The organism is Streptomyces sp. NPDC048506, assembly GCF_040651315.1.
Lineage (GTDB): Bacteria > Actinomycetota > Actinomycetes > Streptomycetales > Streptomycetaceae > Streptomyces.
In genome coordinates this window covers 1-21,263 of record NZ_JBEZIX010000091.1, presented here as the reverse complement: position 1 = coordinate 21,263, position 21,263 = coordinate 1, and the positions used below count along the sequence as shown (strand labels likewise).

Below are 21,263 nucleotides of genomic sequence, written 5' to 3'. Positions count from 1 at the left end.
CGCGGCGACTACGCGCCGATCGACCAGTTCGGCTGGGACGGCGGCACCGGCACCACCGCCTACGCCGACCCGCACAACGGACTCGTCGGCGTCCTGCTCACCCAGGTCGGGCTGTCCCTCCCAGACCCCGCACAGCTCATCCACGACTTCTGGACCACGCTCTACCAGGCAATCGACGCCTGACATCGACGACGGACACCGACCTGGCGTCCCCGTGGGCCCGCCCTCGACCCACGACACCCGACAGCCGGGCCCCTGGCCCCGAACCGTCGACATCCCCACAGTGCGTGACGGGCGGACATAGTCACTGAACCCGCAGGCCAGAGATGCTTTCCCCTCGGCGTGGTGCCTTGGGCGAGCGCCCAGGGGCATTGATTTTCGGGCGGTCGGGCAGCACGCGAGCGGCCCGCCGGCGGCGGATCAGTGCCGCCGGAGGGCCGCTCGGGTCCGGTCAGGCGAGGGCGAGGAAGAGCTTCTCAAGTTCCTCCTCGGTCATCGGGGCGGCGTCGGCCTGTTGCTCGGCGCTCAGGCACTGGCGCATTCCGCTGGCCACGATCTTGAAGCCGGCCCGGTCGAGGGCCCGGGAGACGGCGGCGAGCTGGGTGACGACGTCCTTGCAGTCCCGGCCGGCTTCGATCATGGCGATGACGCCTGTGAGCTGTCCCTGGGCACGGCGCAGCCGGTTGAGGACCGCGCTCATCGCTTCTTCTTCCACCTTCACCGGGCTCCTCCTCGCTCGTGCAGAGTGCTCTCAGGATACCCCAGTGGGTATATGTCGGGTCAGTGGCGGCTGGGTTCCGGGGTGGGTGCCATCGCCCTGGGCGGGCTTTCGGTGCGGCGTGCGCGCCTGCGCTGGATCAGCAGCGTTGCCGCCGTCACAGGGACCGAGGCCAGGACGACCGGGCCGAGCTGCTGGCTGAGGACGAAGACGCCCATGGCGACGACGAACCAGCCGAAGCCGGTGCGCAGGGTGTGTTGGGGGATGCGTCCGGCGAAGCGCCCGCCGATGAGGCTGCCGAGGACGGCGGCCACCGTGACGGCCAGGGCCAGGCTCCAGTCGAGGTGCGGGCCGGAGAGGTGTCCGGCCAGTCCGGCGAACGAGTTCATGGCGATGACCAGCAGCGAGGTGCCGACCGCGATGCCCATCGGCAGGCCGGCCAGCAGCGCCAGCGCGGGCACGATGAGAAAGCCGCCGCCGGCGCCGAGGATGCCGGTGACCGCGCCGACGACGAGACCCTGTATCAGCAAGCGGTGGAGCGGGAGTTCGCCGTGCGCCTGCTCCGGGGCCCGGCGCGGGCCGCGGAGCATCGCGGCGGCCGTGGCGAGCATCATCAGCGCGAACGCGACCAGCAGCACGGCGTCCGGGATGTACGCGGCCACCCGTCCGCCCGCGTAGGCGCCGGCCATGCCCGCCAGGCCGAACAGCGTCCCGGTGCGCCAGCGCACCCGGCCGGCGCGGGCATGGGAGATCAGGCCCGCGAGACTGGTGACACCGACGACGAACAGCGAGGTGGTGATCGCCTGCTTGGTGTCCTGGCCGGCCAGGTAGACCAGGATCGGGACGGTGAGCATGGATCCGCCACCGCCCAGGACCCCGAGGAGGACCCCGATCAGGAGCGAGGCGGCGAGGGTGAGAGTGATCACGGCCGGCTCCTGAGGGCGGCGACCACCGAGTTGATGTCGGTCCGTGGGCCGCGGTTGTAGGGGAGCTTGGCGAGCAGCATGCCCATCGCACAGGTGTTGGTGACCGCGGCGAAGGTGAGACCTGCTCCGACAGCCGTGCCGATCAGGCCCGCGCCGGGCACCGCGAGGCCGACCAGCCCGGAGACGAGCACGATCGAACCGGCGACCAGCCGGACCTGGCGCTCCAGTTCCCAGCGCGCCGACCCGCGGGTCACCGGGCCACCGGCCGCCTCCCACGCGACCATGCCGCCCTGAAGGACGCGCAGGTTGGGCAACCCGGCCTCGGAGAGCGCCTGTTCGGCCTGTGCGGCGCGGGCGCCGGAGCGGCATATCAGGACGACGTCCTCGTCGAGGTGGTGGAGCAGGTCGGCACGGTGCTCGCGCAGCGTGTCCAGGGGCACGTTGTAGGCGCCGGGGATGTGGACGGTGTGGAACTCGCCGGGAGTGCGCACGTCCAGCAGGCGCGGGCCGCTGCCGTCCTTGGTGAGTTCCCTCAGGGCGGCGGCGTCGAGTCCGGCGGGGGTGCGGGCTGCGGTGGTCATGGGGTCTCCGGTGTCGGTTCGGCCGGGCCGGGAGAAATACCCGCCCGGGTATATGCAGGGGTGTGGCGGGGCAGGGGTGTCCGGCGGGGATGGCGGGGGGCAGTCACCTGTCGGACACCGACGGCTCGGGAGGGGACGGGGCCGGTCCGGAGGGCTGATGACGGCGGCCTCCGCACCGGATCCCCGCGCCTTGGGGTGTGGTCAGGCGGCGGATGCGGTGAGCAGTGCCCAGGCGCCGTAGCCACCGAGTACGTCGGAGACGTCCTGGAAGCCGTGGTGGCGCAGCAGGCTGGCGGCGATGGACGAGCGGTGCCCGCCGGCGCAGTGCAGCACCAGGGGGCGGCTGGTGGGAATCTCGTCCAGGCGGCGGGGTAGTTCGCCCAGCGCGATGTGCAGCGAGCCGTCGATGAAGCCGCCCGCGCGCTCGGAGCAGTTGCGCACGTCCACGACCACCGGGGGCCGGTCGCCGGCGAGGGCGGTGCGCAGCTGGTCGGCGGTCAGGCGGCTGGCCGGGGCAACCTCGTCGGGCATCGCCGCGAGGGCGTCGTCGGGGCTGCGCAGGTAGCCGGCCACGCGGTCGAAGCCGATGCGGGCGAGGCGGGTGGTGATCTCCTCCTCGCGGTTCTGCGGCGCGACGACCAGGATGCGGCTGTCGGGGGTCAGCACGGTGCCGGCTTGCTCGGCGAAGCGGCCGTCGGCGGGGATGTTGATCGCGCCGCGCACGTGGCCGGTGCCGAACTCCTGCGGACTGCGGGCATCCACCACCACCGCTCCGGCCACGCGCTCGGCGCGGAACTCCGCCACCGACAGCGGCCGGGGCGCGGCGGCCGGGTCGAACAGGTCGCGCTCCTGGCGGTTGAGGGTGGCGTCGTAGCCGAAGTAGCCGGGTGCGGCGGACTGTCCGGCCGCGACGATGGCGACGAACTCGTCCTCGCTCATCGGCCGGCAGGCGTAGTTGGTGGCGCGCTGGGCGCCGATGGTGGACTGCTTCTCGGTGGAGAGGTTCTTGCCGCAGGCCGAGCCGGCGCCGTGGGCGGGGAAGACCCGCACCTCGTCGGGCAGGCCCATCAGCTTGTGCTGCACGCTGTGGTAGAGCATCCGTCCGAGTTCCTCGGCCGTGACGCCCGCCGAGGCGAGCAGGTCGGGGCGGCCGACATCGCCGATGAACAGCGCGTCTCCGGTCAGCACTCCGTAGGGGACCTCGTCGGCGGCGTGTTCGTGGACCAGGACGCTGATCGACTCCGGGGTGTGCCCGGGGGTCTCCATGATCTTGAGGGTGACGTCGCCGAGGCTGATCCGCTCGCCGTCGGTGAGCTTGCGGATCGGGTACTCGGTCTCGGCGCGCTGCCCGTAGCCGATCCACGCGCCGGTGCGGGCGGCCATCTCCAGGTGGCCTGCGATGAAGTCGGCGTGGAAGTGGGTGTTGATGACGGCCTCGACGGTGAAGCCGCGGGCGTCGGCGTCGGCCATGTACTCGGAGATGTCCCGGCGCGGGTCGACCACCACCGCCTTGCCGGTGGACTCGTCGGCGATCATGTACGACGCCTGGGAGAGGCAGTCGAGGTAGTACTGGGCGAAGAACACGGTGAGCAACCTTCCGATCCAGGAGCCACACAGGGCTTTGATATACCCGGTGGGGTATCAAAACGGACAGAGTGAGGCCGCGGCCGGTTGATGGCAGGCCGCGACTTCGCTCAGGGGGGAACGAAGGGGCAGCGGGCGGCGCAGAAGCGGGTCGGCACGCCATTCCCTACATACCCTCTGGGGTATCCGAGTTTCGAACGTAACGCCTCCGTGGCACGACTGTCAAATACCCCCCTGGGTATCCACCTGGGCCTGCCGCCGCTTCTCGGCACGTCCTTCCCGCAGCTGCACCGGTCGGGCTTGGGCAATCCCCCAGAAGCCCCAGGTCGGCGACCTGGGGCTTAGTTGTCGTCCAGGCCATTGGGGGGCGCATGCCACGGGCGCGCCATAAGGCGCCGACCAGTGGTATGGCTGGCGAGGCTGGACTGTTCCGTGCTCAGTGCGAAGGAGTGCGGTCCGTGGCGTCGTTGGCCGGGTTGACGGTCGCGGAGGTGGAGAGGGTCGCGGCACGGGCGCGGATGACGAGGGCGCGGGAGAGCACCGCGGTGACCGCCATGAAGAGCAAGAAGTTGGTGATGATCCCGGATACGTCGGGGAGCGCCGCGCCCCGCTTGACGAGCCAGGTGCCCACGTCGGTGCCGAACCAGTAGGTGAGGCCGATGGAGAGCAGGGAACGGGCGAGCGCCATGGCGACCCAGACGGCGGCGTAGCCGACGCCGGCGAAGGTCACGATGGTGTTGTCGGCCTGCTTGCTCACCTTCATGAGACTGACGGCGAGCAGACCGATCAGGACGCCGACAGCCACGCCGACGATCTCCGCGGTCAGGCCGATGCCGCTGGTGTAGAAGGTGCTGCCGAAGGTCAGGACGACGCCGCTACAGATGATCAGGGACAACCAGATCCGTCGGTGGTTGAACGTGCGGTGCCCCAGGTCCGAACCCAGGGTGGCGGCCAGGACGACGGCGTTGATGAGGAGAGCGCTGGTCAGACTCATTGCAGATGGCTCCGGATGCGGATGAGGAGGACGAGGAGGACGAGGAGGACGAGGAGGACGAGGGCGAGGACGATGTGACTCTTCGAGCATCCGGAAACGGGCATCCGCGCACATCAGCCCGGCAGCCGAGGAGGGTGGAGTGCTTGGACCTCCCCCCTTCTCCACCCCTCTCCACCCCTCTCCACCCCTCTCCACCCTGCGGGACCCCTGCTCCGTGACGATGCGGGTCGAGACCGTGGCATGGTGACCGTATGCGCCTGATCACCCCCGTACTCGCTGCCCGGGCGCGCCGGATCGTCCAGCGAGCGGACGGGCCTTCCCCCGAGCTCTCGGCTCCGCTCGAGCAGGGGGGACCCTCATGGTCGACGCTGGCGGCCAGGAACCTGGTGCTGTGTCTCGTGCTTTTCGCGGCCGCGGTTGCCGGCGTGCGGGCCTGGCTGGTGGGTGAGGCTGCGGTGGCGCCGGGCTGGGTGGCGGCCGTGGGGTGGGTGGCGTTCGCGGCCTGGTCCGCGCTCGCCTGGCGTGGCACCGATGCGAAGTGGCCGATGGCGCGGCTTCTGCTGCTGGCGGCCACCGTGCTGGCGGAGGGCCTCGTGCTCACCTGGGCACCGGCGCTGGCGGCGGCCGCCGCGCCGCTGCTGTTCGCAGCCGTCATGGCGGGCGCCGCCGCGCTGCCGGTCCCGGCGAGTACGGGCCTGCTCGCCGCCGGCGTGCTGGCGCTGGTGTGCGGAGACCTGCTGACCGCACCAGGTTCCACCGGCCAGTGGGGTGTCGCCGTCTGGACCCTGACGCTGATCATCTTCCAGCTGATCGGCCTGACCCGTCGCAGTGCCCGCGTCCAACACGAGCAGGCCGAGCTCCTGCTCGACCAGAGCAGACAGATGCAGGAGGAGCGGCAGCGGACCGCGGCTCTGGACGAACGCGCCCGCATCGCCCGAGAGATCCACGACGTCCTCGCACACTCCCTGGGCGCCCTGTCGGTGCAGCTCGAAGTGGTCGATGCCCTGCTGGAAGCCGAGCCTCCGCGAACGCGGGAGGCCGCCGAACGGGTGCGGAAGGCCCGCCGTATCGCCGTGGAGGGGCTGGCCGAGACGCGGCGTGCGATCACGGCGTTGCGTATGGACACCGCCCCGCTGCCGGACGCCGTACGTGCCCTGGCCGACAGTCTTCGGGAGCGCCACGCCGGGCCGGTGCGCGCGGAGGTCACCGGCGTGGTGCGGCCGCTGCCGGACGAGGTGTCGCTGTGCCTGGTGCGCGTCGCCCAGGAGGCCCTCGGCAACGTGGCCAAGCACGCCCCCGGCCAGCAGGCGGAGCTCGTGCTGGCCTACGAACCGGCCCGGGTGCGGCTGACCGTCCGCTCCGCCCTGCCCGCATCCGACGGCCCTCATACGGCCGTGCACGAGCCCGGCGGCTACGGTTTGGCCGGTATGCGGGAGCGTCTGCGGCTGGTGGGAGGCACCCTTGCTGCCGGCCCCGGACACGAGGGCTGGACCGTCCGGGCGGAGGTAACGGTATGAACCTGCGGATCGTGGTCGCGGACGACCAGGAGGTGATCCGCGAGGGCCTGATGACGCTGCTCGACCTGATGCCGGGCATCGACGTCGTCGGCGGCGCCGTCGACGGCGAGCAGGCACTGGAGCGGGTCGCCGCCCTGCAACCGGATGCGATCCTGATGGACCTCAACATGCCCGGCACCGACGGGATCGCCGCCACGGTCCGCATCACCCGGGACCACCCGCAGACCGCGGTGGTCGTGCTGACCACCTACGCCGAGGAACCCCTCATTCTCGACGCCCTGCGGGCCGGTGCCCGCGGCTACCTGACCAAGGACGCCGGGAAGGCCGAGATCGTCCGCGCGATCGAGGCGGCCGTCACCGGCCACACCACCCTGGCCCCTGCCGTCCACCAGCAGCTCCTGGACGCAGCCGGCCGGGCCGCTCCGGTCTCCGCACCCCGGCCCGGGCGGTCGGCGGACACGGCGGGGCTGACCAAGCGGGAGGAGGACGTCCTCCGCCTGATGGCCCAGGGGCTGTCGAACGCCGCGATCGGCCGACGTCTCCTGATCGGCGAGGCGACCGTCAAGACCCATGTGAACCATCTGTTCGCGAAGATCGGTACCCGCACCCGGGCCGAGGCCGTCGCCTGGGCCCACAACCACGGCTACGCGCCGCCCCCGCAGTCGTCGGCCTGACCGTGCGCGGCCGCGCAGACGCCGCCAAGCCGCTGTCACTACCGAAGAAGAACCAGCTCAGGCGACGATTCCGGCTGGCCCACTAGAGGGAGTACGGGCCGAACCGGCCCCACGCCACGGCAGCCGCGAGCGCGAACATCACCAGATTCACGGCGATCATCTGTGTCTCGCTGCGACGGGCATGCACGACCATGGCGCCGAGCATGACCAGCGCCAGACCGAGGGACGCCAAGGGCGCCAGCACCGGTGCGATGCCGAGCGCGGGCGGCAGAACCAGGCCGACCGCGGCCAGCACCTCCAGGCTTCCGATCAGCTTCACCGTCCCCGCGCTCACCCCCTCGGTCCAGCCCATACCCGACGCGGCCAGCTTCTCCTTCGGCTGGGACAGCTTCATCGCCCCGGCCGCCAGGAATGCCACAGCGAGCACGCCCGCGAGGACCCACAACAGAACGTTCATCATGATCAACACCTTTCAATGACTTAAATACTTAAGTGAAGGCTAGGACCAATTCACTTCAAGATGCAAGTCATCCAGCAAGTTGATCACTTCACGCGTGAAGCTATACTCACGAGCATGGAGACCCCGCAGGAACCTCGCTGGCTGGACAATGAGGAAGATCAGGCATGGATCGCGCTCAGCAGCATGCTGATGCGGCTCCCCGCGGCACTGGACACGCAGCTACAGCGCGACGCCGGCCTGAGTCACTTCGAGTACCAAGTGATGGCCGGGCTCTCCATGGTCCCCGAGCGCACCCTGCGGATGAGCGAGCTCGCCGCGTTCGCAGAGGGTTCTCTCCCCCGGCTGTCCCAGGTCGTCGGACGACTGGAGAAGCGCGGCTGGGTACGCCGCAACCCCGACCCCACCGACGGCCGCTACACCGTGGCCACCCTCACCGACGACGGTTTCGACAAGGTGGTCGCCACCGCCCCCGGGCACGTGGAGGCCGTGCGCAGCTGTGTCTTCGACGCACTCACCAGGGCACAGGTCCGCCAGCTGGCCACGATCGGCCGCCGCATCGTCGGCGCCATCGACCCCCAGCACCCGCTCGCCACCGGAACGCTGGACCGACTGCGCCCCGAGAAGTAGCCGCCCCCTCCGAGGCTTCAGTCCCCGGCCTCCGACGCATCCCGTGAAGGGGCGAGCAGGTCCGTGGGAGATTCCCTGATCTCACGCCAGAAATCGATGATCATCTGCTCGAATCGGAGACCGAGTTCGAGGGCAGCTCGTTGGGGCGTTCCTGGCGGCAAACGGTCTGATTCCGCCTGGCGTTGGTACCCGGCCAGCCGGATTCGGTGAGCCTCGGTCTGCTCTTCGGCAAGTCTGGCGACCGCCCGTGCGGCGGAATTGCGGTGGGCGGCGGCGCCGTCCCGGCCGAGGGGCTGGAAGAACAGCCGGAGTACGCCCTCGTCGTGGATCTCGGTGGCCGCGTCCGTCGGAGTCTCCAGCCACCGACGCAGCTCCTGCCGTCCCGCATCGGTGATCGCCAGGGTGCGGCGGCGGCGCCCCGTCTCTTCCCGGTGCTCGACGATCAGTCCCCGGCGCGCCAGGCGCCCGGCCTCTGCGTACAGCTGGGAGCGCGGGAACGCCCAGAAGTTGCCGATGCTCTGCTGGATGTGCTGATCGAGCTGGTAGGGGGTCGCCTCCGGTCGCTCCTCGAGCAGCCCAAGAACGACATACGCGCTGATGGGCAAGGCTGTCATGGCGATCTCCCGGTTCGGACGGTCTCGATCTCAATATTGCAGCCCGGACCGTCCAAGTTGCACTGTCGTTGGGGCGTCAGCGACCGAAGGAGAGCGAGATGACGGAGACAGCAGCGGAGAATTTCTACCTCGGCGGCAACCACGCGCCCGTTGCCGAGGAGGTGAGCACCTCCCAACTGGCCGTCACCGGTGCACTGCCGAGCGAACTGAACGGCCGCTACCTGCGCATAGGCCCCAATCCGAGGGGGCAGGTGGACCCCGCCACCTACCACTGGTTCTCCGGCGCGGGCATGGTGCACGGCATTCGGCTGCGCGAGGGCAGGGCGGAGTGGTACCGCAGCCGCTTCGTCGAGAGCGAGGGCCACACACCGAACACCAACGTCCTGGCTCACGGCGGACGCATCCTCGCTCTGGTGGAGGCCGGTCAGCCGCCGGTGGAGATCGCCCCTGACCTGGCACGGATGGCGGTCTGGAACTGCGACGGCACGCTCGGCCGCGGATTCACCGCGCACCCCAGGACCGACCCGGTGACCGGCGACATGCACGCCATCACCTACAACCCGAAACTCGCCGCCGCGCGCTATGTCGTCCTCGACGGCGACGGCAAGGCCAAGCACACCAGCGACATCGACCTCGACGACGGGCCGATGATCCACGACATGGCGTTGACCGAGACACGCGTCGTCGTTCTCGATCTCCCCGTCACGCTGGCCGCGGGCATGCGCCGCGCGAAGGCCGGCGAACCGGTGTCGAACCTCCCCTACGTCTGGGATGACCAACACCCGGCACGCGTCGGGATCCTGCCGGTCGGAGGCACCGCCGAGCAGATCCGGTGGATCGAGGTACCGCGGTGCTTCGTGTTCCATGTGCTCAACGCCCACGACAACCCCGACGGCTCCCTCACCCTCGACGTCATCCGCTACGACGAGGTGTTCCTCCGTGATCTGCACGGTCCCGGCGGCAGTGTGCCGGCCCTCGTACGCTGGACGATCAATCCCGCCACGGGCACCGTCAACGAACACGTCATCGGCGACTACAGCGTGGAGTTCCCGCGCATCAACTCCACCCTGGTCGGCCGCCCCCATCGCTACGGCTGGTTCGCCGGGGTCGGCGCCCACGGCCTGGAGATCACCGACGACGTGGAGCGCAGCCACACCAACGCCGGTCTGGAAACCGGGCCCTTGGTCAAGGTCGACACCGTGACCGGCACCAGCCAGATCCACCACTACGGGCCGGGGCGGGTCACCATGGAACCCGCGTTCGTGCCGCGACGGAACGCCGAAGGAGAAGACGACGGCTGGATCCTCTCCGTCGTCCACGACGCCAACACCAACCTGGCCGAGCTCGTGGTAGTCGACGCGGCCGACATCAATGCCGGCCCCATCGCCCGCGTTCACCTGCCGCAGCGCATTCCGTTCGGCTTCCACGGCAATTGGATTCCCGACACGGAGATCGTCCAGGGCTCACCGACATCGCTCTGCTGAACGGGCGGACCTCGGGGCGCCGATGACGACGGGTTCACCACGTCCTGGAGGCCGACGTCACACGTGCTCAGGATGCGTTCAGGTTGTGGGTGGCACGGTCGGGCACCATGACAGCTGATACCCCCGGGGCGGTCGAGACGCACGAGTCCGCCGGCCTCGCCTCCGCATCCTCCGGCCCTCGCTTCCGTTGGAACAAGGTCCCCGAAGTCACCGTGTACTTCTGGGTGATCAAAATCCTGTGCACCACGGTCGGCGAGACCGCGGCCGACCTGCTGAACGAGAAGCTGGGCCTGGGCCTGACCGGCGTGTCGCTGCTGATGAGCGTGCTGCTCGTGGCGGTGCTGGTGGCACAGTTCCGCACCCGCGCCTACCGCCCCGGCATCTACTGGCTCGCGGTGGCGCTGATCAGCATCGTGGGCACGCTGATCAGCGACAATCTCACCGACAACCTGGGCGTACCGCTCGAGACGAGCACCATCGCCTTTGCGATCGTCCTCGCCGTGGTGTTCGTCGCCTGGTACCGCAGCGAGCGGACACTGTCCATCCACCACATCGACACCACCCGCCGCGAGTCCTACTACTGGCTCGCCGTCCTGTTCACCTTCGCCCTGGGCACTGCCGCCGGTGACCTGGTCGCCGAGCGCATGGACCTCGGGTACTGGATCTCCGCCGGCCTGTTCGCCCTGGCGATCGCCGCGGTCGCGGTGGCGCACTTCACCCTCGGGCTGGACGCGGTGTGGAGCTTCTGGATCGCCTACATCCTGACCAGGCCGCTGGGCGCTTCGATCGGCGACTACCTGTCCCAGCCGACCGCCGACGGCGGACTCGGCCTGGGCACCGTGATCACCAGCGTGCTGTTCCTGGCCGTCATCCTCGGCCTGGTGGTCTACCTGACGGTCACCCGGCGGGACGTGGCCAAGCTGGAGCAGCTCACCCCACAGGCGGGCTGACCACGGACTTCGCCCCGGGCGGGTGCCAACTGCCGTGTACGCGGGGCCGGTTCACCCCTCCGGGGCCCTTCTGGTGTGCGGCGCAGCGGTGTTCAGGATGCGTTCAGGCCGGAGTTGAGAGCGTCGGGCGGGGTGCGACGTACTACTGCACGGTGATGCCTCGCACCCGAACCAGGCGACGCCTCGTATCCGCCCGACCAGGAGAGAGCGACAGTGCAAAAGCCCGAAGTCCTGACCGATCTCGATGTCGCCGGCACCAACCGGTACGTGATGAAGAAACTGCCGGAGGTGACCCTGGCCTTCTGGATCATGAAGATCGCCGCGACGACCCTCGGCGAGACGGCCGGTGACCTCTTCGCCCAGACCCTCAAGCTCGGCTACTTCCTGACCACCGTCGCCCTGTTCCTGATCTTCGTGGTCACGCTGGTCGTACAGCTTCGGTCCACGCGCTACAACCCGTTCTTCTACTGGACCGTCATCCTGTCCACCAGCATGGCCGGCACCACGATGTCCGACTTCATGAACCGGGACGCCAGCGCCAAGTACCTCTCCGACGGGGCCACTTCGCTGGGCTGGGGGCCGCAGGGCCTGGGCCTCGGATACCCCACCGGTGCCGCGATCCTGATCTCACTGCTGATCGCCATCTTCGTCCTCTGGAAGTGCACCGGGCTGACGTTCTCCCTCCGCGACATCACCACCTTCCGCGCGGAGGCCCTCTTCTGGGCCGCGATCCTCGTGTCGAACACGCTCGGCACCTCGATGGGCGATTTCCTCTCCGACAGCTCCGGACTCGGTTACGCCGGTGGTGCCCTGCTCGTCGCGGCTGCACTCGCCGTACTCGTCGCCCTGATGCGGGTGCCTGCCGTACCGAACGTCGTGCTGTTCTGGATCGCCTTCGTCCTCACCCGCCCCCTGGGGGCCACCGCCGGCGACTTCCTCACCAAGCCCCTCGCCAAGGGCGGCCTCGACCTCGGTACGGCGGGATCGTCCGCCGTGCTCCTCGCGCTCCTCATCGGTCTCATGGGATACGCCCATGTGCAGGAGCGCAGGAACACCGTCCCGCGGGAAGAGGCCGAGCGGGCTCGGGTCACCCAGCAGGCAGGCTGACCACGAATCTCGCCCCGGGCGTGTGCTCGGGGTCATGGCTCACCTCGCCGCCGGCCGAGCGGGCCAGGCGCCGCGCCAGCGGCAGCCCGAGGCCCGCTCCGCCGTGTCCGTCCTCCGGGTCGGCCCGCCTGCCCGGCTGGAACAGCTGAGCGGTGAAGGAGGACGGCACGCCCGGACCGTCGTCGACAACCTCCACCCGGACGCCCGCGGGCTCCTGGGCGGCCCGGATGCCGACGCGCGAGCGTGCGTAGCGCAGCGCATTGGCGGCCAGGGGCGCGACCATCCGCTCCAGCAGTGCCGCGGGGACGCCGACCACCAGCGTCGTGGGACCAGTGACCGTGACGGGCACCTCCCCGGAGGTGCCGAGCAGGTCTGCGAGCCGTCGCAGCACACCCATCACGTCGGTGGTGCCGGGAACGGTGTGCGCGGTGGCGCGTGCCTCGTCGAGGAGGGTGTCGCAGATGGTCCGCATGGACTCGGCGGCGTCGGCGATGACCGCGTGCGTCGCGCGGGTGTCGGCGGTGGAGCGGGGCCGCGCCTGCCACCAGTCGAGTTCGGCGGTGATCCTTGCCAGGGGGGTGCGCAGTTCGTGGGACAGCTCCCCGGTGAGCTGTTGTTCATGACGCAGTACGGCGCGGATCCGGTCCAGCAGCGCATCCAGGGAGGCGCCGAGCCGCGCCAGCTCGACGGGACGGCCGGTGCCGCCGAAACGCTGCCCGGAGGCGACCGCGCTCCACTGGGTGGCCTGGTCGGTCATCGTCCTCACGGGGCGCAGGGCGCGCCCCACCGCGAGCCGGGTCAGGACGTAGGTGCACGCCAGGACGGTGCCGTCCAGGGCGAGCGAAGCGATCAGCAAGGTGCCCGCCGACGCCCGGTAGGGGCCGAGGTCCATGGCGGTGACGACGGCGACCGGCAGCGCGCCCGCCCGGCTGTGCCCCGCAGGTTCGGCACACAGGCGTATGGGCGCGTAGGATTCGACGGTGGCGCACCGCTCGCCGCCGGGTACGGCGAGACGTGCGGCGGCCCGGGTGAGCGTGCCGCCGGAGGGGACCGAGGCGGGGTGTTCGAGCGGGCGGGTGCCGTCGAAGATCCACACATTGGTGTCGAGGACCGCGTCGTCCCCCGTCTCCAGCACGCGCACCGGATCATGCCGGGTGTCGACGGTCGCGGCCACCGCGGCGGCCCGGGTGTGCAGTTCGTCGTCCGCCTGCTGCCGCAGGTGCTGGCGGACGACGGCGTTGAACACGACGGTGAGGACCACCATGACCAGGGCGGCGGTGGTGAGCGCCACCAGCGACAGCCGCCCCCGCAGGGTGCGCGGCCAGCAGTGGGCGGCCGTGGCGGCGAGGCGTGATCGGCCGGGATTCATGACAGGCGGTGTCCGATCCCGCGAGCGGTGCTGATCGTCAGGCCGCTGCCCGCGTCACGGATCTTGCGCCGCAGCCGGCTCAAGTACTGGTCGAGCGTGTTGTCACTGACCTGTGCGCCGTCCGGCCAGCCAGCCCGCACCAGCTCCCGCCGTCGCACCACGGTCCCCAGTCCGGACATCAGCGCGGCCAACAGGCGGAACTCGGTGGGCGTCAGCGCCACCTCGACGCCCCGCACGGTCAGGCTGTGCCGCACCGGGTCCAGGACCAGATCGCCGGCGGCGGTGGGCGCGGCGGCCCCGGAACGCTTGAGGACCGCCCGCACCCGGGCCGTGAGCTCGGAAAGATGAAACGGCTTGGGCACGTAGTCGTCGCCTCCGGCGGAGAAGCCACCGAGGCGATCGCCGAGCCGATGATGTGCGGTGAGGAAGACGACCGGCCCGGGAAACCCGTTCGCCCGCATGGCCTGACACACGTCCCGCCCGTCCGCATCCGGCAGGCCGACGTCCAACACCACCGCGTCGACGGCATCGCCGACAAGACGCAGCGCGGTGGCGCCGTCCTGGGCGGGTACCGCCTCGAAGCCCTCCTCGCGCAGTCCGCGCACCAGCACGTCCCGCAGGGCGTGGTCGTCCTCGACAACCAGAAGCGTAGGACGCACAGCAGCTCACCTCACAGGCTCGGAGATCACGCCCGCGGACGACCCGCGCTGCTCTTCCTCCGGGAGAACGGGCATCGAGGTTCCTCCGGGAGAACGGGCATAGAGGACATCGGTAGCGAGCGACCGCCGCACGTGATCGACAGAGCCGGGCCGGCCACCGCACGCAACACCCGAGCGACTACACACATAGACGGTCTACAGCACTGTAGACGACTCGGCGGAACGGAAGGTCCTCCTGTGTGCGGCGCATGGCGCCTGGTCTACTCCTGGTCTACTTCCGCGGGGCCATGAGGGGGAGCAGCACCTCGTCCACGATCGCGTGGACCTCCTCCTCGGAAGCCGTTCCCCTGGCCATCACCTCGGCGAAGATCATGCGCGGACCGACCGAGGCGACACGCGGCGTGACGCACCGCGGGTCCGTCTCGCCCCGGCCGACAACGATGCGGAGCATGGGCTACGCGCCGACCTCCTCCTCATCGACGGCGACCCCCTGGCAGACATCACCGCCACCCGCACAATCCGCAACATCTGGTGCGGCGGCCACTCCATCGTCCCGGCCCGGCCCCGTTCATGAGTCATCGCACGGGGCTCGCGCCGCTCGCCGCCCGGGAGCGGTTCCCGGCCCAACTCCCCTATGCCCTATGCCTCTACGCCCCTACGCCCCTACGCCCCTACGCCCGCGCCAACGTCCAACTCACCGCTTAGGACCCGGCCTTAGGGCGTAGGAAGTCTTTGCGGCGCTGCCCTCCGCGGCCTCCTGCTGTCGCTCGTCGTCGCAGCCGCTCGTCGTCGCAGCCGGTCATCCGGCCAGTTGGCGCTTCCCGTAGACCTTGCCGAGCCGGACCACGACGACCAGCATCGCGATCAGCAGGGCGGCGCTCAGTACCGGGACCAGGTCGACTGGCAGGGTGTACGCCATCACCACGCGCGCCACGGAGTCGAGCAGGAACGCCGCGGACCAGGCAGCGGTCATCACGCGCATGGCTCGTCGGAAGCCAGATATCCCTTCCCACTTGGCTTCCCACTCGCGGGCGGTGGCCTCGGGGAGCAGTTTGACGGTCGCCATGTACACGAACGGGCGCCGGGTGGGAACAGAGCCTGCCATCCACAGCCCCAGGATCGCGGTGAAGTAGCTCTCCCTGGCCAGGAGAAGTCGCGGATCACCGGTGAGTAGCGTTACCGCGGCGCTGCACACCGTGATGCTCAGGGTGAACAACGTCGTCCCACTGACCCGGCGTTCGATCGCCAGCCGCCGTATCAACTGGACGACGGGCACCACACTGCTCACTACGAGCGCCAGCCACTGGTTCACGCCCGCCAGACGCAGGCCGTAGTAGAGGCCCAGCGGGAGCGCCACATCTCCGAGGAACCGCCGGACCATTTCGCTGCTGGGAGTGCGTCGTCGACCGGCCGCCGGTTCCCCCGCCCGCGAAGCCACCGCTTCGCCGGTCGGCATCGGGCTCTTCTCGGCGGTGCTCGTCGATGTCCGCATGTTCATGGTCTCGTTCCTCCTCAGGACGAAACCCATTCTTCGCGCGGCGACGATGCGCCGGCAGGCCCGACTGTCACCGGCCAGGCAGTACAAATGTCATACGTGCACGTCGCTTTCCCGTAGCTCGGCGAGATGCCTCAGCAGGTGGACGCCGCGGACGCCGCGGATCGGCTGCTTGTCGCGCTCCGTTCCCCTCCCGTACGGAGGCGGGCACGCCCGCGCGTCGCGCCGACCGCGGCGACGGACCACCCGGCGGCCCATACGGCGCCCACCAACAGTGCAGCCATCGCCGGGCCGGCCTCGGGCGGCGGCGCTCCCAGGGAGGGGGCCACCCCCATCGCCCGCGCACCGAATCCGACAACCCCGGCCCCCACCATGGCGATGCCCACCCAGGAGACGACGACCGTTCCCCACCGGAAGAACGGGTTCGCAATGGGCCGCAGCAGAAGCAACGCGATCACTGCCATCGACAGCCCCAGCCCGGCATTGCCCAACTGCGCCGCGGTGACATCACCGAAACCGACATACGACTTCGGCGGCGCGGGGAAGCCCGGCATGCCCAGCTCTCCCTTCAGCGCCAGCTCCACCTTGCTCACGGTGTAGGCGAGCGCGCCGGCACAGGCGACGACCGCGGCGATCTGGTGCGTCCTGGTTGTTTTGATCACGGCACCAGACTGCCGTCGGCCATGGGACAAGGAGTCGTCCCGAGGTACCGAACGCCTCCGCCATCAGGCGGAGTACACGGCTGCGACCGGTGATACCCGGTCTTCCGGCGAGGGTTCGTCATCTGGACCTCTCACGGCCTCGCGTGCCCGCCGCGTGCCCCAACTCGCCTCAATCGCCTGCCCGCCCGGCCGGCAACGGGTGCCCGCCCGGCTGGAAACGGCTGCGGCCCATGGCCCGGATCGCGCTGAGTTCCTCGGTCCGGGCCGAGCCGCAACGCGTCAGGGAACCAGGACGACCTTGCCCTGGTTGCGGCGGGCCTCGATGTCGGCGTGGGCGGTGGCGGCCTGGTCGAGCGGGTAGGCGCGCCATACGGGGAGGTCGAGCTTGCCGGCGGCGGCCAGTTGCACCAGCTCCGGCAGGGAATCTCCGGCCTGGTCGTCGGTACCGGCGCTGAAGCGGACGCCGTGCTGGGCGGCGGACATGTCGGCGATGGTGATGACGTGTGCACTGTCACCGGTCAGGGCGACGGAGTCGGCGAGCACACCGGCGCCGGAGGCGTCGAAGACGAAGTCGACTCCCTGGGGAGCAGCGGCCCTCACCCGCTCCGCCCAACCGTCGCCGTAGCGGACGGCAGTGGCTCCGAGTGCGGTGACGCGCTCGCTGTCCTGCTCGCCGACCGTTCCGACGACGGTGATGCCGCTCGCGACGGCCAGCTGCACCGCGATGGCGCCCACACTGCCGCCGGCGCCGTGGACGAGCAGGGTCTGCCCCGCTTGCACACCCAGCTCCCGCAGGACACGGAACGCGGTCCGGCCGACCGTGACCAGCGAGGCGGCGACCTCCCAGGACAGGGCCTCGGGCTTGGCCACCGGCCGATCGAGCAGGGCGTACTCGCGGTAGCTGCCGCCGACCGCGGCACCGAGAACCTCGTCGCCCACGGCCGCATCGGCTCCCTCGCCGACGGCATCGACGACACCGGCCGCGTCCAGACCGGGGATCACGGGAAAACGGGCCGGGAAGGCGCCGGCCATCAGGCCGGATCGGATCTTGAGGTCGAGCGGGTTCACCGAGGCTGCGCGCACCCGGATGCGGACCTGGCCGGGGCCGGGCTCCGGCGTGGCGACCTCCGACAGCCGCAGCACCTCGGGCGAGCCGTACTCGGAGAAAGTGATCGCAGTGGACATCAGGAACTCCTGGAAGAAGAGAAGGAAGAGAGGAAGGGGCGGGAACCGCACACACTCTGAATCACTCAGCGCGTGTGATTGTCTTTCCGGTGTATCACACGCAGCGTGTGATTCGCGAAGCCCGGCGATCGTGGCATCTGTCACACGCAACGTATGATTCTTGGGTAGGATGGCCGCATGTCGTCGACGCCCGCGCATCGCCGTCAGCCGGCCCTGAGCAACCCGCGCGTCCAGCGCACCCGCACCCGCATGCTGACCGTCGCCCGTGAACTGTTGCCCGAGGTCGGCCCTGCGGGGCTGACCTACGCCCTCCTGGCCGAACGGGCCGATGTCACCCGACAGACCCTCTACCGGCACTGGCCCAGCCGCGCCGCCCTGCTCTTCGACCTCATCCTCGAAGGCCCCGACCTCGGCAACTACCCCGAACCCGGCAGCGACGTCCGCATTGTGGCCACCGCCTGGTTGAAAAGCCTGCGCGACGGCATCAGCGCCCCGGCCGTCCGCCCCGCCGTCCTCGCCGTCACCGCCCAGGCCGACCACGACCCCGACAGCGCCCAGGCCCTCGTCCGCATCGTCGAGGACCGCCATGCCGCCTTCAACACACTCCTGGAGCCCTCCGGCGTCCAGATCGACGACGAGGAGTACACCCTGCTGTACGGGCCGGTCCTCGCCCGGCTCTTCTTCGACCGCGGCCAGGCCACCGACGCCTTCATCGAGGCCGTCGTCGCCCAGTGGCTCACCACCCTGCGCCGCACGGGCGCAGTGCCGTGAGCGACGACCCGGCGTCCGCGGCGGCAACACCGGCGGCTGGCGGAGCGGGATTGCTTGTCCGAGCACATATCTTCTCGGCGGTGTCCACGGTGCCGCGCTGCCGCTGCGCGGCGGACGGGCGCGGTGGGGGCGTCGAACGGCCCCGGAGGCGGCGGGGTCCCGGCCGGTGCCATGGCCGCGCTCCGGCCGGGACGTCGGGGGTCGCCGGTGTCGGCGAAGGGATCAGTCGAGGGTGGGGTAGTCGGTGTAGCCGCGCGCGTCGCCGCCGTAGAAGGTGGCCGCGTCCGGGGTGTTGAACGGGCCGCCCTGGGCCAGACGGTGGGGCAGGTCGGGGTTGGCCAGGAACAGCGCGCCGAAGGCGATCAGGTCCGCCAGCCCCTCCTCGACCAGGGCCAGGGCGTCGTGGCCGGTGAACTGCGGGTGGGTGAAGGGGTTGAGGACGAACGCCGCCGGCCACGCCTGCCGGAGCTGCCGGGTCAGGTCGCGGTCCGGGTCTTCCATGAGGTGCAGATAGGCCAGGTCCAGCGGCGCCAACCGCGCCACCAGGGCCCCGTAGAGCTCGGCGACGTTCTCCTCGGCCATGTTGTTGTAGGGATTCCCGGGGGAGATGCGGAAGCCGACGCGTTCACCGCCGATGGCGTCGGCCACGGCCGCTGCGACCTCGACGCCGAGGCGGATGCGGCCCTCGATCGAGCCGCCCCAGCCGTCGGTGCGCTGGTTGGCGTTGGCGGAGAGGAACTGGTGGATCAAGTAACCGTTCGCGCCGTGGATCTCCACCCCGTCGAAACCGGCGGCGATCGCGTTCCGGGCCGCGGCGGCGAAGTCGGCGATCGTCTGCGCGATCTCCTGTTCGCCGAGCTCCCTGGGCACCACGAAGTCCTTCGGGCCCTCATGGGTGAAGACCTGCCCCTGGGCGGCCACGGCGGAGGGGCCCACCGGCACCAGGCCGTCAGGCAGCAGGCTGGGGTGGCCGATGCGGCCGGTGTGCATGAGCTGGGCGAAGATCACCCCGCCGCGCTCGTGGACCGCCTGGGTCACCGGTCGCCACGCGGCGACCTGGTCCGGGCTGTGCAGGCCCGGGGTGTCCGGGTAGCCCTGCCCGATCACGTTCGGCTGGATCCCCTCGGTGACGATCAGCCCGGCCGACGCCCGCTGGCCGTAGTACACGGCCGTCTCGGATGTCGGGGTCGCGCCGGGGCCGTAGGCACGGCTCCGCGTCATCGGGGCCATCGCGATCCGGTTCGCGAGCTTGGCACCTGCCAGATCGAACGGGTCGAAAGCAGTGGACATGGCTGACTCCTCCACGGGACGGGACAGGGATGCGGCACGGCCAGCATCACATATTCATTGCCCGAGCAACAAATAACGGACGGGAAGTCATTCCCGGCACCGCATGGGGGGCGCTACTGGACGTCGCGCGCGAGCTGGAACGCGGTGTGGCCATGAGTCGCGACGGGCGGGCCGGCTCTTGATTGCCCGGGCAAGTACGATGGCGGGACGCACCGCCCCTCCGGCCCGTGTCAGAGATGAAGGAGTTACTCGTGGCCGATGAGCCCACCCCGCCGCCCGCGGCAGGCCGACCGCCCTCCCGCGACGTGGCCCCTCCGCCCAGCGGCGCACTTCCCGCGACGGCGCGCAGCGGCCCCCTCAGCCACGCCGTCTTCCGCACCGCCCGCCTGCACCGGGCAGCGGCCGCCCACCTTCTGCGCTCCACCGGCCTCTACACCGGCCAGGAGCTGCTGATGATGCACCTGTGGGAGAACGGACCGCAGACCCAGACGGAGCTGGTCCGCCTCCTGGACGCCGAGCCGTCCACCGTCACCCGCATGGTCAAGCGCCTGGAGCAGGGAGGCTTCGTCCGCCGTCGCCCCTCCTCCACCGACCGGCGCGTGATGACCGTCGAGGCCACCACCGCCAGCCAGGCGCTGCGCCGCCAGGTCGAGAGCGCCTGGCAGGAACTGGAGCGGACCACCGTCGACGGCCTCACCGACGCCGAGCGCGACGCCCTCACCGCACTCCTGCGCAAAGTGGAGGACAACCTCAGCCACGCACTCGGCTCCTGGGCCCACGGCGCATGAGCGGCCGCCGCGGGGCGCACCGCGGCGGGGCGCAGCGGCGGGGCGGCCGCGGCGGCGGGCCCGGCGGGGCGCACCCCGACCTGATCGGGCACCGGATGTCGGGCCCGGCATGGTGGGCGCTTCTTCTCGGCGTGAACCGTGGCTGCCGATGGAGGCAGCGCATGCCAGCGGTTGGTTAGTGAGGCGTTACCAGCGCGCTAGCGATCTTTGCGAGATTCATGTGCGTCCAAGGGAGTCGGTTGCGGGGCGCTGCGGCCTTCCGCTTCCCGCCCGGCCCGTCCCACAGGGGGAGCACACGATGCGTAACATGACGCCGACGGCTTGCGGCGCCTCTTCCCGTTCGAGCGCGACCCCCACCTAGCGCGCCACGGAGTACCGCCGCCATCCGGTGCCGGACCGCGACCGGCTCCACCGCGCCGGGGAGGCGCGAGGGGCGCCAAGGCCTGCGGGGCCGCTCCCCTGATATCGGAGCGTCAGCCGTCGGGGGCCCTCCGTCGAGGATTCTCCGCCGTGCGGACAAAGCGGGAACCTCGGCACTCATCTTCCCATCTCACTGGATGTCCCACTTCTCCGGGCACCCATCTGACTTCGAACGAATACCACGGGGACCGTCATGCGTGAATTCAGCCGCCGGCACATATTCGGACTCGGGGCGGGAGCGGCAGCCGCGCTCTCGGTCGCCGGCTGCTCGTCCTCCGGGTCGTTGGCCTCCAGCTCGGTCAACCCCAAGTCCGGCGAGGGGGCGAAGGCCAAGCCGATAGGCGACGGCTCGACCGCGTACACCGGTAAGCAGCCCCACCAGCCGCCC

General features: G+C 70.5%; 23 protein-coding genes and 2 pseudogenes. 11 read left to right on the top strand and 14 right to left on the bottom strand.

The window, feature by feature from the left end; genetic code table 11:
• Window positions 1–183: pseudogene (locus AB0C96_RS41495) on the top strand (serine hydrolase); the annotation flags it as partial.
• A gap of 268 nt (window positions 184–451) precedes the next feature.
• Here AB0C96_RS41495 and AB0C96_RS41490 read toward each other — a convergent pair.
• From AB0C96_RS41490 to AB0C96_RS41470, 5 genes are all read right to left on the bottom strand, one after another.
• Window positions 452–721 carry a metal-sensitive transcriptional regulator gene (locus AB0C96_RS41490; RefSeq protein WP_362925300.1) on the bottom strand — a complete coding sequence of 90 codons (270 nt, stop codon included), beginning with the start codon at window positions 719–721 and terminating at the stop codon, window positions 452–454.
• 59 nt (window positions 722–780) lie between these two features.
• Window positions 781–1,644, bottom strand: a complete 864-nt coding sequence (locus tag AB0C96_RS41485) for a sulfite exporter TauE/SafE family protein (RefSeq protein ID WP_362925298.1) — start codon at window positions 1,642–1,644, stop codon at window positions 781–783.
• Entirely contained in the window at window positions 1,641–2,225 is a 585-nt protein-coding gene (locus AB0C96_RS41480) for a rhodanese-like domain-containing protein (RefSeq protein WP_362925296.1), read from the bottom strand. Before AB0C96_RS41480 ends, AB0C96_RS41485 begins: the two co-directional genes overlap by 4 nt.
• A 201-nt stretch (window positions 2,226–2,426) precedes the next feature.
• A complete protein-coding gene (locus AB0C96_RS41475; protein WP_362925295.1) occupies window positions 2,427–3,809 on the bottom strand; it encodes a rhodanese-like domain-containing protein in 1,383 nt (460 codons plus the stop codon).
• 436 nt (window positions 3,810–4,245) lie between these two features.
• Window positions 4,246–4,803, bottom strand: a complete 558-nt coding sequence (locus AB0C96_RS41470) for a hypothetical protein (protein WP_362925293.1) — start codon at window positions 4,801–4,803, stop codon at window positions 4,246–4,248.
• A gap of 251 nt (window positions 4,804–5,054) precedes the next feature.
• Here AB0C96_RS41470 and AB0C96_RS41465 point away from each other — a divergent pair, with 251 nt between their 5' ends.
• Window positions 5,055–6,320, top strand: coding sequence for a sensor histidine kinase (locus AB0C96_RS41465; protein ID WP_362925291.1), 1,266 nt, complete (start codon window positions 5,055–5,057; stop codon window positions 6,318–6,320).
• Window positions 6,317–6,994 carry a response regulator transcription factor gene (locus AB0C96_RS41460; protein ID WP_362925289.1) on the top strand — a complete coding sequence of 226 codons (678 nt, stop codon included), beginning with the start codon at window positions 6,317–6,319 and terminating at the stop codon, window positions 6,992–6,994. Before AB0C96_RS41465 ends, AB0C96_RS41460 begins: the two co-directional genes overlap by 4 nt.
• Before the next feature lie 82 nt (window positions 6,995–7,076).
• Here the strand turns inward: AB0C96_RS41460 and AB0C96_RS41455 are convergent, their stop codons facing one another.
• Complete coding sequence (locus AB0C96_RS41455; protein ID WP_362925288.1) at window positions 7,077–7,454, bottom strand: DoxX family protein; 378 nt, start codon at window positions 7,452–7,454, stop codon at window positions 7,077–7,079.
• A gap of 114 nt (window positions 7,455–7,568) precedes the next feature.
• Between AB0C96_RS41455 and AB0C96_RS41450 the strand changes: the two genes are divergently transcribed.
• On the top strand, window positions 7,569–8,081 hold the full coding sequence (locus AB0C96_RS41450) for a MarR family transcriptional regulator (RefSeq protein WP_362925286.1): 513 nt from the start codon (window positions 7,569–7,571) through the stop codon (window positions 8,079–8,081).
• A gap of 17 nt (window positions 8,082–8,098) precedes the next feature.
• On the opposite strand, the gene AB0C96_RS41445 is transcribed toward AB0C96_RS41450, so the two are convergent.
• Window positions 8,099–8,695, bottom strand: coding sequence for a PadR family transcriptional regulator (locus AB0C96_RS41445; RefSeq protein WP_362925285.1), 597 nt, complete (start codon window positions 8,693–8,695; stop codon window positions 8,099–8,101).
• Between the two features lie 98 nt (window positions 8,696–8,793).
• On the opposite strand from AB0C96_RS41445, the gene AB0C96_RS41440 reads away from it, so the two are divergent.
• The 3 genes from AB0C96_RS41440 (at window position 8,794) to AB0C96_RS41430 (ending at window position 12,236) form a co-directional block, all read left to right on the top strand.
• Window positions 8,794–10,179 carry a carotenoid oxygenase family protein gene (locus tag AB0C96_RS41440; protein ID WP_362925283.1) on the top strand — a complete coding sequence of 462 codons (1,386 nt, stop codon included), beginning with the start codon at window positions 8,794–8,796 and terminating at the stop codon, window positions 10,177–10,179.
• 107 nt (window positions 10,180–10,286) lie between these two features.
• Entirely contained in the window at window positions 10,287–11,129 is an 843-nt protein-coding gene (locus AB0C96_RS41435) for a hypothetical protein (RefSeq protein WP_362925281.1), read from the top strand.
• 213 nt (window positions 11,130–11,342) lie between these two features.
• On the top strand, window positions 11,343–12,236 hold the full coding sequence (locus AB0C96_RS41430; protein WP_362925279.1) for a hypothetical protein: 894 nt from the start codon (window positions 11,343–11,345) through the stop codon (window positions 12,234–12,236).
• Here the strand turns inward: AB0C96_RS41430 and AB0C96_RS41425 are convergent.
• The 3 genes from AB0C96_RS41425 to AB0C96_RS41415 form a co-directional block, all read right to left on the bottom strand.
• Window positions 12,217–13,605: a HAMP domain-containing sensor histidine kinase gene (locus AB0C96_RS41425; RefSeq protein ID WP_362925278.1), complete on the bottom strand. Its 1,389-nt coding sequence runs from the start codon at window positions 13,603–13,605 to the stop codon at window positions 12,217–12,219. The genes AB0C96_RS41430 and AB0C96_RS41425 overlap by 20 nt on opposite strands.
• Complete coding sequence (locus AB0C96_RS41420) at window positions 13,602–14,264, bottom strand: response regulator transcription factor (protein WP_362925276.1); 663 nt, start codon at window positions 14,262–14,264, stop codon at window positions 13,602–13,604. The genes AB0C96_RS41425 and AB0C96_RS41420 overlap by 4 nt, the downstream gene beginning before the upstream one ends.
• A gap of 271 nt (window positions 14,265–14,535) precedes the next feature.
• Window positions 14,536–14,715 carry a hypothetical protein gene (locus AB0C96_RS41415; RefSeq protein WP_362925302.1) on the bottom strand — a complete coding sequence of 60 codons (180 nt, stop codon included), beginning with the start codon at window positions 14,713–14,715 and terminating at the stop codon, window positions 14,536–14,538.
• Between the two features lie 119 nt (window positions 14,716–14,834).
• On the opposite strand from AB0C96_RS41415, the gene AB0C96_RS41410 reads away from it, so the two are divergent.
• Complete coding sequence (locus tag AB0C96_RS41410; RefSeq protein WP_362925274.1) at window positions 14,835–14,969, top strand: hypothetical protein; 135 nt, start codon at window positions 14,835–14,837, stop codon at window positions 14,967–14,969.
• A gap of 94 nt (window positions 14,970–15,063) precedes the next feature.
• On the opposite strand, the gene AB0C96_RS41405 is transcribed toward AB0C96_RS41410, so the two are convergent.
• From AB0C96_RS41405 to AB0C96_RS41395, 3 genes are all read right to left on the bottom strand, one after another.
• On the bottom strand, window positions 15,064–15,762 hold the full coding sequence (locus AB0C96_RS41405) for a VC0807 family protein (protein WP_362925272.1): 699 nt from the start codon (window positions 15,760–15,762) through the stop codon (window positions 15,064–15,066).
• 131 nt (window positions 15,763–15,893) lie between these two features.
• Window positions 15,894–16,421, bottom strand: a complete 528-nt coding sequence (locus AB0C96_RS41400) for a hypothetical protein (RefSeq protein ID WP_362925271.1) — start codon at window positions 16,419–16,421, stop codon at window positions 15,894–15,896.
• Window positions 16,422–16,700: 279 nt separating this feature from the next.
• Window positions 16,701–17,606, bottom strand: a complete 906-nt coding sequence (locus tag AB0C96_RS41395) for an NADP-dependent oxidoreductase (protein ID WP_362925269.1) — start codon at window positions 17,604–17,606, stop codon at window positions 16,701–16,703.
• A gap of 177 nt (window positions 17,607–17,783) precedes the next feature.
• On the opposite strand from AB0C96_RS41395, the gene AB0C96_RS41390 reads away from it, so the two are divergent.
• Window positions 17,784–18,377, top strand: a complete 594-nt coding sequence (locus AB0C96_RS41390) for a TetR/AcrR family transcriptional regulator (RefSeq protein WP_362925267.1) — start codon at window positions 17,784–17,786, stop codon at window positions 18,375–18,377.
• A 222-nt stretch (window positions 18,378–18,599) separates the two neighbouring features.
• Here AB0C96_RS41390 and AB0C96_RS41385 read toward each other — a convergent pair whose 3' ends face one another.
• Window positions 18,600–19,667: an alkene reductase gene (locus AB0C96_RS41385; protein ID WP_362925265.1), complete on the bottom strand. Its 1,068-nt coding sequence runs from the start codon at window positions 19,665–19,667 to the stop codon at window positions 18,600–18,602.
• A gap of 251 nt (window positions 19,668–19,918) precedes the next feature.
• Between AB0C96_RS41385 and AB0C96_RS41380 the strand changes: the two genes are divergently transcribed.
• Together AB0C96_RS41380 and AB0C96_RS41375 are read left to right on the top strand one after the other, a co-directional pair.
• Complete coding sequence (locus tag AB0C96_RS41380; RefSeq protein ID WP_362925263.1) at window positions 19,919–20,455, top strand: MarR family winged helix-turn-helix transcriptional regulator; 537 nt, start codon at window positions 19,919–19,921, stop codon at window positions 20,453–20,455.
• 613 nt (window positions 20,456–21,068) lie between these two features.
• Window positions 21,069–21,263 (top strand): annotated as a pseudogene (locus AB0C96_RS41375) (hypothetical protein); the annotation flags it as partial.